Genomic DNA, 12,756 nt, shown 5'->3' on the forward strand with positions numbered 1-12,756 from the left:
TGGCGACGCTGCGCGCCACATGACCCATGACCGATTCGCCTTCGACCTGGTCGTCGTCGGCGCAAGCTTCGCCGGCGCGGCGTGCGCGCTCGCGGCCGCGCAATCCGGGCTGCGCGTATGCGTGCTCGAACGCAAGCGCGACCCCGGCGAAAAACTCCGCACCACCGGCATCATCGTGAAGGAGGCCGCCGAGCGCACGTTGCTCGGCGCGTTGCCCACCGACCTCGTGCGACGCGTCGAACAAGTGCGCCTCTACGCACCGAGCCTCAAGCAGATCGCGCTCGCCGCGCCGGGGTGTTACTTCCTGACGACGGATACGCCGGGCGTGATGCGCTGGCTCGCCACGCAATTGCGCAGCCATGGCGTCGACCTGCGACTGTCCACGTCGTTCCGCGATGCGAAGCGCATCGACGGTGGCTGGGACGTCGAAGGCATCGGCCGCACGCGCTTCCTCGTCGGCGCCGATGGGGCGCGCTCGCGCGTCGCCGAGCGTTGCGGGCTCGGACGCGTGCGCCAGTTCCTCTACGGCATCGAATACGAATTCCCGCACGCACGCCTCGCCGAACCCGATGCGCTGCACTGCTTCATCAGCAAGCGCTATGCGCCCGGTTACATCGGCTGGATCGCGCAGAACCCCGGCGGCGTGCAGGCGGGCCTCGCGTTGCGCCACGATCCGGCGAATGCACGCGTGCCGGATCTCGATGGGTTCCTGTTGCGCGTGGGTCGCGCCGGTGGATTGCCGTTGCGCCTCACGCCGGGACCGACCCGCGCCGGATTGATTCCGTGCAGCGGCCCGGTGTGGCCGCTCGCGAGCGAAGGCGTGATGCTCACCGGCGATGCAGCGGGCATCGTGTCGCCGGTCACCGCGGGTGGCATCCATTCTGCATGGGAGCACGCATGGACCGTGGGCCGCGCGGTGGCCGCGCACGTGCGCAACGACGGGCCGCGCCCCGAAGCCATCGCGATCGAGGCCGCGCCGCGTTTCCGCGCCAAGCGTGCGTTGCGCTGGGCCTTCGACCGCATGCCGTTCGACTGGCCCTTCGACCTGCTGCTGCATTCGCCGCCCCTGCGATGGGCGGCGGAGCAGGTCTATTTCGGCGTTCGAAGATAGCGCCTCGGTTATTCCAACGGAATCCTCGAAGCATTCTTCTCCAGCCACTGCGAAAACGACTGCAGCTGCGGATTCAACTTGCGCGTCGCCTCCACGTCCCGCGGCGCGCGGAACTCGCTTTCGAAATCGCGGTAGTACTGGAACATGTTCCCCAGGTCGTCCGCGCCCGGGAACCCGAACCCGCGATAGTCCGCCGGCGACACCGCCGCATGCTTCACCTCGCGTCCCAGCGCCTTGGTCAGCGCCGCGGCCATCTCCTTGCCGTTGAGATGTTCGCCCGCAATCGACACCTGCTTGCCGATGTAGCGATCGCCCGCCTTGAAGATCCCGTACGCACTGCGTCCGATGTCCTCGGCCGCCATCGCCGGCATCTTCGCGTCGTCCATCGGCAGCACGAACTGCAGCGTGCCGTCGGGGCCGGGCTTCGGGCCCATGCCGAAATGGATGAGGTTGTCCCAGTAGAACGACGTGCGCAGGTAGGTCGTGGGCACGCCTGCTTCGGCGAACAGTTTGTCGGCCTCGCCCTTCGCATCGAAGTGCGGGACCTTGTACTTGCCCTGCAGCGTGGGCATGCGGTCGTCGCCCAGCGGCACGCGTTCGCGCGTGTCTTCCAGCGTGGACCACACGACGTGCTTGACGCGCACCGCCTTCGCCGCGCGCGCCAGGTTGCGGGCCTGTTCGTATTCCTTCTCGGGCGAGAAGTGTTCCCAGAAGTTGGTGACGAAGAACGCGCCGTCCGCGCCGCGCAGCGCGTTTTCCAGGCTGGCTTCGTCGTCGAGGTCGGCCGCGACCACTTCGGCGCCGGCGGCCGAAAGCGCACGCGCCTTCTCGCCGTCGACGTGGCGCGTGAGGGCGCGGACGCGGAAACCGCCATTGGGATCATCGAGGATGGCGCGCACCAGGCCGCCGCCCTGCGCACCCGTGGCACCGACGACGGCGATCAATTGCTTCTCGTTCATTGCGGGGGATTCCCTTGGGGAGTTCCCGCATTGAACGCCACAAATGCCCGTGGTGCGGCCACGCATGGCTGCAACGTATCGTTGCAGCGGCCGCTCAGGTCAGCGTGAATGCATCCGCATCGAGCATCGCGGGGAAGCGTTCGCGATGCGCCAGCAATTCCCGTGCCGGCAGCGTGGTGGTGACGACGAGTTCCTCGTCCGTGCATTCGCTCAGCGGCCGGCCGAGGAAATCGATGACCGCGCTCTCGCCGTCGTACTTCAGCCCGTTGCCGTCGGTGCCGACGCGATTGAGGCCGGCGACGAAACACAGGTTTTCGATCGCGCGGGCGCGCAGCAACGTGCGCCAGGCATACGAACGCGCCGCGGGCCAGTTGGCCACGTACAGCAGCAGGTCGTAGTCCAGCCCCTGCGCGCGTTCGACGTCGTAGCGGTTGCGCGAATACACCGGGAAGCGCAGGTCGTAGCAGACCAGCGGGCAGATGCGCCACCCCATGTAGTCGATGGTGAGGCGGTCGCGGCCGGAGGCGTAGCGTTCGTGTTCCTTCGCGTAACGGAACAGGTGGCGCTTGTCGTAGGTGTGCAGCGCGCCTTCGGGCGTGGCGAAGCACAGGCGGTTGTAGACGCCGTCGCCGTCACGGATCTGCACGCTGCCGCATACCGCCGCCCCCAGCGCGTACGCCTGTTCGCGCAGCCACGCGATCGTCGGGCCGTCCATCGTTTCGGCCTGGTCGATCGCGTCGTTGCTGAAGCCGCTGGTGAAGGTTTCGGGCAACAGCACGAGGTCGGTCTGCCCATGCAGCGGCGCGAGCAGGTGGCCGTAGTACGCGCGGTTCGCTGCCGGGTCGTGCCAGCGCGTGTCGCCCTGCACGAGGGAAATTCGAAGGTCCTGCATCGCCTTGGAGTGCTCCATGGGTTGCGAAGGCGGCGTCAAAGCTTGCGCAGCCGGTCGATGGCCGCGTCGAGCGTGGCCTGGTTTTTCGCGAAGCACAGGCGCGCCAGGCGCTGGCCCGGCGGCGGCGTTTCGTAGAACGGCGACAGCGGGATGGCCGCGACGCCATGCTCGGTGGTGAGCCAGCGGCAGAACGCGAGATCGTCCAGATCGCTGACCGCCGAATAATCGACCAGCTGGAAATACCCGCCCGGCACCGGCAGCGGCACGAGGCGCGTCTCGCGCAACTGCGCGGCGAAGTGGTCGCGCTTTGCTTCGTAGAACGCCCCCAGCGTGTCGTAGTGCGCCGGGTCGCGTTCGATCATTTCGGCGAACGCATGTTGCGCCGGGGCGAAGCTGCAGAAGGTGTTGTACTGGTGCACCTTGCGGAATTCGGCGGACAAGGCGGGCGGCGCGATGCAGTAGCCGATCTTCCAGCCCGTGCAGTGGTAGGTCTTGCCGAAGCTGGAGATGACGAACGCGCGCTCGCGCAGCTCCGGGTAGCGCAGCACCGATTCATGGCGCGCGCCGTCGAACACGATGTGTTCGTACACCTCGTCGGACAGCAGCACGATCTCCGTGTCGCGCAGGATATTGGCGACTTCCGCCATGTCCGCCTGCGACAGCATCGCGCCCGACGGGTTGTGCGGGCTGTTGATCATCAGCATGCGGGTGCGCGGGGTGATCGCGGCGCGCACCAGGTTCCAGTCGGGCGCGAACGTGCGCGGATCCAGCGGCACGTGCACCGCGCGCGCGCCGGCGAGGTCGATCGCCGGTTCGTAGCAGTCGTAACACGGGTCGAGCACGATGACTTCTTCGCCCGCGCGCACGACGGCGTGGATGGCATCGAAGATCGCCTCGGTCGCACCGGAGGTCACCGTGACTTCGCGATCCGCATCCGGGCGCCAGCCGTACACGCGCTCGGTCTTGTTCGCGATGGCGCTGCGCAGCGCGGGGATGCCCGTCATCGGCGCGTACTGGTTGTGGCCGGCGCGCATCGCGCGATCCAGCGATTCGACCAGCAGGTCGGGCACCGGGAAATCCGGGAAGCCCTGGCCCAGGTTCACCGCCTGGTGCTCCATGGCCAATTGGGACATCACCGTGAAAATGGTCGTCCCGACCCGGGGCAGCTTGGTGTCGATGTGCATGGGCCTTCCGTGCGCTTGTGGTGGCGGACTCGTGAGGATCGGTGCCGGAATCGTTTGCAAAGGGCGCCGATGCGTTCACCGGAGTTTACGGAGCCCAGCCCATGCGTTAAACCTGCCCGCCATGTCCCTCCAGAACGATTTGCGCATCGCGACCCTGCTCGATGCGTACCACGCCGCGGAATACCGCTGGGAACTCGACGGCGAATGGCGTGCCTTGCGCATCGGCCACCGCGCGCCCGAGCTCGAAGCCTTCTTCCCGCAGAGCCAGCACTTCGGGCTGCTGTCGGCGTGGGACCCGCATTCGGTGCCGCGCCCCGAGGCCGTGAATCGCCGCGCGGACGAAGCCCTGCACACCGCCCTGCTCGCGAGCGAACTGCCGTTCCGCCCGGGCTTCTGCTCCGCCCCCAACCGCAGCTGGCGCGAGCCGAGCTGGGTGGTGATGGACATGCCGGACGAAGAATTCGACCGCCTGGCCCTGCGCTACGGGCAGCTGGGCACCCTGGTCTGGAACCGCGGCGAAGCGATCCGCCTGCGCATGTACGCGCAACAGCCGCTGATGGCCAAGCCGCGCGAATTCGTCGAGTGGTGCGGACAGCTCGCCCATGCCCGCGCGCCCGCCGGCCAGCCCAAACCGGGCAAATCGGGCGTCCCCAGCCGCTAGAATGGCGCCCCCGGCCGAACCCGGCCGTTCGCACCGACCCGATGTCCATCGCCCCGCCGCTGCTTGCCGCACGCGGCCTGCGCTTCGCGCGCAACGAACAACCGGTGTTCGGCCCCCTCGCGCTCGAAGTCGACGCGGGCGAAGCCTTGCTGGTGCAAGGCGACAACGGCGCGGGCAAGACCACGTTGCTGCGCGTGCTGGCCGGATTGCTGCGGGCGGATCACGGCGACGTCGAGATCGATGGCCAGGCGGCCGACACCAGCCGCCGCTCGCGCGCGATCGCCTACCTCGGCCATCTCCCGGCGCTGAAGGCCGACCTCTCCGCGCTCGAGAACCTGCATTTCCTGTGCGGCCTGCATGGCCGGCGCAAGGGCCAGCTGCCGGCGCACGCGCTCGCGCTGGTGGGCCTGGCCGGTTACGAAGACACCCTCGCGCGCCAGTTGTCCGCGGGCCAGAAGAAGCGCCTGTCGCTCGCGCGCCTGTGGCTGTCGCCCGCGCCGCTGTGGCTGCTCGACGAGCCCTACGCCAACCTGGACCTGGAAGGCATCAACCTCGTGAACCGCATGGTGCAGGCGCACCTGCGCGAAGGCGGCGCGGCGCTGCTCACCACGCACGGCGCCTACGCAGCGCCGCCCGTGCGCACGCGCATGCTGCAACTGGAGCGTGCGACGTGATGCGCCAGGCCGCCTTCGCCCTGCTCGCCCGCGATTCGCGCCTGCTGTGGCGCCGCCGCGGCGATGCGCTGCAACCGGCCCTGTTCGCGCTGCTGGTGGTCGTGCTGTTCGCGCTCGCGCTGGGCGGCGAGGCACAGGCGCTGCAACGCGTGGCCGCGCCGGTGCTGTGGGTCGCCGTGCTGCTGGCGGGCCTGCTCGCGCTCGACACGCTGTTCCGCGGCGATGCCGAGGACGGATCGCTCGAACAATGGATGCTCGCGCCGGTGCCCCTGGCGTGGCTGGTGCTGGTGCGCACCGCGATCCACTGGGCCAGCACGTCGCTGCCGCTGGTCATCGCCACGCCCCTGCTCGGCGAACTGCTGCACCTGCCGCGCGAACAACTCCCGGCGCTGATGGCCTCGCTGCTGCTCGGCACGCCGCTCCTGAGCCTGCTGGGCGCGGTGGTCGCCGCGCTGACCGTGGGCATGCGTCGCTCCGGTATCCTTGTCGCGCTGCTCGCGCTGCCGCTGTACGTGCCCGTGCTGGTGTTCGGCGCGGGCAGCGTCGCGCTCGCGGCGCAGGGCCAGGACGCCCTCGCGCCCCTGCTCTACCTCGGCGCCGGCCTCGTGCTGGCGCTGGTACTGGCCCCGCTCGCCGCAGCCGCGGCGATCCGAATCGCTCTCACGTAGCCGCCCATGCATCCGCTCGTCCGCTGGTTCCACCAACTCGGGTCGCCGCCCTACTTCGATCGCTTCGCCGCGCGCTGGGCGCCGGTGGCGTACGTGCTCGCCGTGCTGGTGGGCGCGTACGGGATCTGGGGCGCGCTGTTCCAGGTGCCCGCCGATTACCAGCAGGGCGACAGCTTCCGCATCCTCTACATCCACGTGCCGAGCGCGTGGATGAGCATGTTCGTGTTCGGGCTGATGGCGTTCTACGCGGCGATCGCGCTGATCTGGCGCATCAAGCTGTGCGAAATCCTGGCGATGGCCTGCGCGCCGATCGGCGCCGCGTTCACGGTGATCACGCTGGCCACCGGTGCCATCTGGGGCAAGCCGATGTGGGGCACGTGGTGGGACTGGGATCCGCGCCTGACCACCGAGCTGATCCTGCTGTTCCTGTATCTCGGCGTGATCGGCCTGTACAACGCGATCGAAGACCGCCGCAGCGCGGCGCGCGCGGCCGGTTTGCTCGCCATCGTCGGCGTCGCGCTGCTGCCGGTCATCCGCTATTCCGTGGTGTGGTGGAACTCGCTGCACCAGGGGCAGACCATCAGCCTGTTCGGCAAGTCGCACATGGACCCGAGCATGCTGCCGCCGTTGTTCGCGATGATCATCGCCACCAAGTTGTGGTTCATCGGCTCGCTGTTGATGCGTGCGCGCGCCGACAACCTGCGCCGCGAAGCCGGCAAGGACTGGGTGCTGCGCCTGGCCGGCGGCGCCCCGGAGCGTGCGCGATGAGTTACCGCGATTACGTCATCGCCGCCTACGCGGTGTTCGGCCTCGTGCTGGCGTGGGATTTCATCGCGCCGCGGCTGGACGTGCGCCGGCAGTTGCGCGCCGCGAAGTTGCGCGCCGCGCGCGCCGCCGCGCGCCCCGAGATCAACGAATTGAGCAGAACACCTTTGCAGAGCGACTCCATCGAATGAACCCCACCCGCAAGCGTCGCCTCTGGTACGTGCTGGCGCTGGTCGTCGCCGCCGGCATCGCCACCGCGCTCGTCGCGTATGCGTTGCAGCGCAACGTCGCGTATCTGTACACACCGTCGGAAGTGCTGACGGGCAAGGCCGGCGACGCGGTGTCGTCGGGCCAGGCGCGCTTCCGCCTCGGCGGTATGGTGCAGGGCGGTTCGTTCAAGCGCGCGACGGGCTCGATGGAAGCGCACTTCAGCGTGGACGACGGCGATGCGCAGATGCCCGTCGTCTACACCGGCATCCTCCCCGACCTCTTCCGCGAGAAGCAGGCCGTCATCGCCACCGGCCGCATGCGCGGCGGCACCTTCGTCGCCGAAGAGGTCCTGGCCAAGCACGACGAGACCTACATGCCGAAGGAAGTGGCGGACAAGATGGGCATCGCGCACCGCAAGCACGACGTGCCGGCGGACGCCGCCGCCGCACAGGCCACGCAGTAAGTGCTGCCCGAACTCGGACAAATCGCGCTCGTCCTGGCGCTGCTGGTCGCGGCGATGCAGGCGGCGTTGCCGCTCGCCGGTGCGCAGCGCGGTCGCGTGGCGTGGATGGCGGTCGCGCGGCCCGCGGCCTACCTGCAGTGGGCGCTGGTCGCACTGGCGTTCGGCCTGCTCGCGCATGCGTTCGTCGTGCAGGACTTCTCGTTGAAGTACGTCGCGGTGAACAGCAACACGCTGCTCCCGCTGGTGTATCGCTACACCGCCGTGTGGGGCGCGCACGAAGGCTCGCTGCTGCTGTGGGCGCTGATCCTGGCGACGTGGACGGCCGCAGTCGCGTTCTTCTCCAAGTCGTTGCCCGACGTCGTGATCGCGCGCGTGCTGGGCGTGATGGGCCTGGTCGCGGTGGGCTTCCTCGCGTTCCTGCTGTTCACCAGCAATCCGTTCGAACGCCTGCTGCCGGCCGTGCTCGAAGGTCGCGATCTCAACCCGCTGCTGCAGGACCCGGGGATGATCATCCATCCGCCGATGTTGTACCTGGGCTACGTCGGGTTCTCGGTGCCTTTCGCCTTCGCGATCGCGGCGCTGCTGGACGGCAAGGTCGATGCGCGCTGGCTGCGCTGGACGCGGCCGTGGACGAACGTGGCGTGGGGCTTCCTCACTTGCGGCATCGCGCTGGGTTCGTGGTGGGCGTATTACGAACTGGGCTGGGGCGGCTGGTGGTTCTGGGATCCGGTGGAGAACGCGAGCTTCATGCCGTGGCTCGCCGGCGCGGCGCTGCTGCATTCGCAGGCGGTCACCGAGAAGCGCGGCAGCTTCCGCGGCTGGACGCTGTTGCTGGCCATCGCCACATTCTCGCTGTCGCTGCTCGGCACCTTCCTCGTGCGTTCGGGCGTGCTGACCAGCGTGCATGCGTTCGCGGCGGATCCCACGCGCGGCCTGTTCATCCTGTTGTTCCTCGGCACGGTCGTCGGCGGTTCGTTGCTGCTGTACGCACTGCGCGCGCCGGACGACAACGACGGCGCACCGTTCGCCGCCAGCTCGCGCGAAACGCTGCTGCTCGCCAACAACCTGCTGCTGTCCACCGCCTGCGCGATGGTGCTGATCGGCACGCTGTATCCGCTGCTCGCCGATGCGCTGTCGCTCGGCAAGATCAGTGTCGGGCCGCCTTATTTCGCGTTGCTGTTCACCGTGCTGATGGCGCCGCTGGTGTTGCTGCTGCCGTTCGGGCCGCTGACGAAGTGGCAGCGCGAACAGGCCTCGCGCCCGTTCGCGATGCTGGTGCCGTGGGCGGGACTGGCGATCGGCGTCGGCATCGCAACGTTCTTCCTCGCCAAGCAAGGGCCGTGGAAAGTCGCCGCCGGTTTGGCGGGCGCGACGTGGGTGGCGGCGGGCACCGCGCGCTTCCTGTGGTCGCGCTTCGAACAACGCGGGCGTGCGTTCACCGCCGAAATGCTCGGCATGACGCTGGCGCATACCGGCGTGGCGGTGTTCCTCGTCGGTGCGTTGCTGGTCGAAGGCCTGTCGCAGCAGCGCGAACTCGCGCTCGCGCCGGGTGAGTCGGTGGCGCTCGGCACGCATCGCTTCGAATTCGAAGGCGTCGAACATCGCCGCGGCCCCAACTACGAAGCGGACCACGGCACTGTGCGCGTGTTCGACGGCGACCGCGAACTGACGACGCTGCATCCGGAAAAGCGCGCTTACGCCAGCGGTGGCCAGGTGATGACGGAAGCCGGCATCGCGCCGGGCTGGCGCGGTGATCTCTACGTCGCACTCGGCGAGCCGCTGGGCGGCGACGCGTGGGCCGTGCGCGTGCATTACAAGCCGTTCGTACGCTGGATCTGGTTCGGCGCGGCGCTGATGGGGCTGGGCGGATTCGTGACCGCGACGGATCGGCGATTCCGCAAGGCCGCGACGCAGCCTGCACCGCAGACGAGTGCGCAAGTCGCGGAATCGCGCGCATGAGCAAGCCCAACGCCGCACGCTTCCTCCCGCTCGCCATCTTCGCCGCGCTCGCGCTGTTGCTCGCCGCCGGCGTGTGGCTGAGCCGCAATCCCGATCGCGAAGCGCTGCCCTCGCCGCTCATCGACAAGCCTGCGCCGGCGTTCGCGCTGCCCGTGCTGCACGAGCCCGGCCGCACGGTCACGCTCGCCGATTTTCGCGGCGCACCGTTCGTGCTCAACGTGTGGGGCAGCTGGTGCCCGTCGTGCCGCGACGAACATCCGGTGCTCACGCGCTTCGCCGAAACCAAGCGCGTGCGCATGGTGGGCTTCAACTGGAAGGACGATCGCGAGGACGCGCTGCGCTGGCTCGGGCAGTTCGGCAATCCGTACTGGCTCGTGGTCGCCGACGTCGAAGGCAAGGCGGCGATCGACTGGGGCATCTACGGCGCACCGGAAACCTTCCTCGTCGATGCGAACGGCGTGATCCGCTGGAAGCACGTGGGCCCGCTCACCGATGCGCTGATCCAGGGCGAACTGGTGCCGGCGCTGGATGCGATCGATCCGCAACCGGGGGCGGCGCGATGAGGAAGCTGTGGTACGCGCTGATCGGGTTCACCGCGTTCGCCGTGACCGCGGCCCTGTTGCTCGCGCTTGCGCTGGGTTCGGGCGAAGCGAAAGCCCAGGTCGGCACCGACGTCGCTCCGCTCGAATTCCGCGACGCGCGCGAAGAAGCCCGCTTCCACGCGCTCGTGTCCGAACTGCGCTGCGTGATGTGCCAGAACCAGTCACTGGCCGATTCCAACGCGCAGATCGCCTTCGACCTGCGCCACGAAGTGCTCGACCTGATGCGCGAAGGCCGCACCGACGCGCAGATCAAGGATTTCCTCGTCGCGCGCTACGGCGAGTTCGTGCTCTACCGCCCGCGCGTGGAAACACGCACGTGGCTGCTCTGGCTCGGGCCCGGCCTGCTGCTGCTCGGCGGCGGCTTCGTCGTCGCGCGCATCGTGCGCCGGCGCTCGTCCAGTCCCGTCGCCGACGACGCTTCGCAGGAGTGGTGATGGCGCCGATGGCGATGTTCTGGGTGTGCGCGTGCGTGCTGGTTCTCGTCGTGCTCGCGTTGTTGCTGCGGCCCCTGTTGCGCGAATCGCGCGGGATCGCGGCCGCGTTCGCGGTCGGCATCGCCGTGGCGGCGTTCGCGCTGTATCGCGTGGTCGGCACGCCGGCGGCGCTCGAACCGCAGGCTACCGTCGCGATGCCCGAAACGCTGGACGACGCGATCAAGCAGATGCAGGCGGAACTGGCGAAGAACCCCAACCAGCCCGAAGGCTGGCGCCTGCTCGGCCAGGCCCTGTCGAATTCGCAGCGCCTCACCGAAGCGCGCGATGCGTTCGCGCACGCGGCGAAGCTGGCGCCGCAGGAACCCGACGTGCTCGTGGAAGCCGCACAGGCGCGCGCCATGACCGCACCGAACCGCACGTTCGACGCGCAAGCGGTCACGCTGCTCGAAACCGCGTTGCAGGTGCAGCCGCAACACCAGCGCGCGCGCTGGTTCCTCGGCATCGCGCAACGCCAGGCGGGCAAGGACGCGGAAGCCGCGCGCACGTGGGAGCCGCTGCTCGCCGTGGTGGATGCCTCGACGACCGCGTCGTTGCGCACGCAGATCAATGCCGCGCGCGTTGCCGCCGGTGAAGCGCCGCTGCCCGAAGCCACGCCGGTCGCCTCCGCACCGCCGTCCCAAGGCCTGCGCGTTCGTGTCGCGCTGGACCCCGAATTCGCCTCGCGCGTGCGCCTGCGTGGCGATGCCACCGTGTTCGTGATCGCGCGCGCCGCCGGCGGCCCGCCGATGCCGGTCGCGGTGGAACGCCACACGCTGCAGGACCTCCCGCTCGACATCGTGCTCGACGACGGCGACAGCCCGATGCCGACGCAGAAACTCTCCGCGTTGCGCGAAGTGGAAGTGCTCGCGCGCATCTCGACGTCGGGCGACGCGCTGCCGCAGGAAGGCGATATCGCTTCGACGCCCGTGCGCGTCACCTTGCCGGCAAAATCGCCCGTGGACCTGACCCTGGGACGCGCCAGCCCATGACCGAATTCATCCCCCCCGGCACGCAATTCCACGCCCTGCCCTCGCCCTTCGCGATGAAGCGCGGCGGCGCGTTGCACGGGGCGCGCGTGGCCTACGAAACCTGGGGCACGTTGTCGCCGTCCGCGGACAACGCGGTGCTGATCCTCACCGGCCTCTCGCCCGATGCGCATGCCGCGTCGAACGCGGGCAACCCGGAGGAAGGCTGGTGGGACGCGATGGTCGGGCCCGACAAGCCGATCGACACGAATCGCTGGTTCGTGGTGTGCGTGAATTCGCTCGGCAGCTGCAAGGGATCGACGGGTCCCGCGTCGATCGATCCGGCCACCGGCGCGCGCTACGACCTCGACTTCCCCGAACTGTCGATCGAAGACGGCGCGAACGCCGCGCATTCGGTGGTCACGGCGCTCGGCATCCAGCGCCTGGCGTGCGTGATCGGCAATTCGATGGGCGGCATGGTGGCGCTGGCGTACCTGTTACTGCATCCGGGATCGGCCGCATCGCACATCAACATCTCCGGCGCACCACGCGCGTTGCCGTTCTCCATCGCGATCCGCTCGCTGCAACGCGAAGCGATCCGCCTGGATCCGAACTGGAACCACGGGAATTACGACGAGACGACGTATCCCGAAGCCGGCATGCGCATGGCGCGCAAGCTGGGCGTGATCACGTATCGCTCGGCGCTGGAATGGGATGGCCGCTTCGGGCGCGTGCGCCTGGATTCGGACCGCCGCGACGACGAGGATCCCTTCGGCCTGGAATTCGAAGTGGAGAGTTACCTCGAAGCCCACGCCCGCCGCTTCGTGCGCCGCTTCGATCCCAACTGCTACCTCTACCTCAGCCGTTCGATGGACTGGTTCGACCTGGCCGAATACGGCGACGGCTCCGTGGAGACCGGCCTCGGCCGGATCCGCGTGGAGCGGGCGCTGGCGATCGGCGTGGCCACGGACATCCTGTTCCCGCTCCAGCAGCAGGAACAGGTGGCGCAGGGCCTGCGCGCGGGCGGTGCTGCCGCTGAGTTCCTGCCGCTGCCGTCCCCGCAGGGCCACGACGCGTTTCTCGTGGACATTGCCCGTTTCGGACCGGCGGTTCGCGATTTCCTCTCGGGCCTGTCGGTACAATCCGCCGCGTCCACCCGCCGGGCCTGAC

The 12,756-nt window shown here is 69.0% G+C and carries 15 protein-coding genes; 12 read left to right on the plus strand and 3 right to left on the minus strand.

What is annotated here, in order from left to right:
* Positions 1–19: 19 nt before the first annotated feature.
* Positions 20–1,111, plus strand: coding sequence for an NAD(P)/FAD-dependent oxidoreductase (locus LYSHEL_RS15505; RefSeq protein WP_213434940.1), 1,092 nt, complete (start codon positions 20–22; stop codon positions 1,109–1,111).
* Between the two features lie 8 nt (positions 1,112–1,119).
* Here LYSHEL_RS15505 and LYSHEL_RS15510 read toward each other — a convergent pair whose 3' ends face one another.
* The 3 genes from LYSHEL_RS15510 to LYSHEL_RS15520 all read right to left on the minus strand — a co-directional run bounded on the left by LYSHEL_RS15510 (position 1,120) and on the right by LYSHEL_RS15520 (position 4,146).
* Positions 1,120–2,070 (minus strand): NmrA/HSCARG family protein, encoded by a 951-nt coding sequence (locus LYSHEL_RS15510; protein ID WP_213434941.1) that lies wholly within the window; start codon positions 2,068–2,070, stop codon positions 1,120–1,122.
* A 94-nt stretch (positions 2,071–2,164) separates the two neighbouring features.
* Complete coding sequence (locus LYSHEL_RS15515; protein WP_213437880.1) at positions 2,165–2,962, minus strand: amidohydrolase; 798 nt, start codon at positions 2,960–2,962, stop codon at positions 2,165–2,167.
* 35 nt (positions 2,963–2,997) lie between these two features.
* Positions 2,998–4,146: a pyridoxal phosphate-dependent aminotransferase gene (locus LYSHEL_RS15520; protein WP_213434942.1), complete on the minus strand. Its 1,149-nt coding sequence runs from the start codon at positions 4,144–4,146 to the stop codon at positions 2,998–3,000.
* Positions 4,147–4,267: 121 nt separating this feature from the next.
* On the opposite strand from LYSHEL_RS15520, the gene LYSHEL_RS15525 reads away from it, so the two are divergent.
* The 11 genes from LYSHEL_RS15525 to metX are packed head-to-tail and all read left to right on the plus strand — an operon-like array spanning position 4,268 to position 12,755.
* Positions 4,268–4,807 (plus strand): DUF3293 domain-containing protein, encoded by a 540-nt coding sequence (locus LYSHEL_RS15525; RefSeq protein ID WP_213434943.1) that lies wholly within the window; start codon positions 4,268–4,270, stop codon positions 4,805–4,807.
* 41 nt (positions 4,808–4,848) lie between these two features.
* Entirely contained in the window at positions 4,849–5,481 is a 633-nt protein-coding gene (ccmA, locus tag LYSHEL_RS15530; protein WP_213434944.1) for a heme ABC exporter ATP-binding protein CcmA, read from the plus strand.
* On the plus strand, positions 5,481–6,149 hold the full coding sequence (gene ccmB, locus LYSHEL_RS15535) for a heme exporter protein CcmB (protein ID WP_213434945.1): 669 nt from the start codon (positions 5,481–5,483) through the stop codon (positions 6,147–6,149). The genes ccmA and ccmB overlap by 1 nt, the downstream gene beginning before the upstream one ends.
* A gap of 6 nt (positions 6,150–6,155) precedes the next feature.
* A complete protein-coding gene (locus tag LYSHEL_RS15540) occupies positions 6,156–6,917 on the plus strand; it encodes a heme ABC transporter permease (protein WP_213434946.1) in 762 nt (253 codons plus the stop codon).
* A complete protein-coding gene (locus tag LYSHEL_RS15545; protein WP_213434947.1) occupies positions 6,914–7,105 on the plus strand; it encodes a heme exporter protein CcmD in 192 nt (63 codons plus the stop codon). The genes LYSHEL_RS15540 and LYSHEL_RS15545 overlap by 4 nt, the downstream gene beginning before the upstream one ends.
* Positions 7,102–7,587: a cytochrome c maturation protein CcmE gene (gene ccmE, locus LYSHEL_RS15550; protein WP_213434948.1), complete on the plus strand. Its 486-nt coding sequence runs from the start codon at positions 7,102–7,104 to the stop codon at positions 7,585–7,587. Before LYSHEL_RS15545 ends, ccmE begins: the two co-directional genes overlap by 4 nt.
* Entirely contained in the window at positions 7,588–9,546 is a 1,959-nt protein-coding gene (locus LYSHEL_RS15555; protein WP_213434949.1) for a heme lyase CcmF/NrfE family subunit, read from the plus strand.
* Positions 9,543–10,109, plus strand: coding sequence for a DsbE family thiol:disulfide interchange protein (locus LYSHEL_RS15560; RefSeq protein ID WP_213434950.1), 567 nt, complete (start codon positions 9,543–9,545; stop codon positions 10,107–10,109). Before LYSHEL_RS15555 ends, LYSHEL_RS15560 begins: the two co-directional genes overlap by 4 nt.
* 41 nt (positions 10,110–10,150) lie before the next feature.
* Complete coding sequence (locus LYSHEL_RS15565) at positions 10,151–10,582, plus strand: cytochrome c-type biogenesis protein (protein WP_407075190.1); 432 nt, start codon at positions 10,151–10,153, stop codon at positions 10,580–10,582.
* 8 nt (positions 10,583–10,590) lie between these two features.
* Positions 10,591–11,610, plus strand: coding sequence for a tetratricopeptide repeat protein (locus LYSHEL_RS15570; protein ID WP_213437882.1), 1,020 nt, complete (start codon positions 10,591–10,593; stop codon positions 11,608–11,610).
* Positions 11,607–12,755, plus strand: coding sequence for a homoserine O-acetyltransferase MetX (gene metX, locus LYSHEL_RS15575; protein WP_213434952.1), 1,149 nt, complete (start codon positions 11,607–11,609; stop codon positions 12,753–12,755). The genes LYSHEL_RS15570 and metX overlap by 4 nt, the downstream gene beginning before the upstream one ends.
* Position 12,756: the final 1 nt, after the last annotated feature.

The organism is Lysobacter helvus (genome assembly GCF_018406645.1).
Classification (GTDB): domain Bacteria; phylum Pseudomonadota; class Gammaproteobacteria; order Xanthomonadales; family Xanthomonadaceae; genus Noviluteimonas; species Noviluteimonas caseinilytica.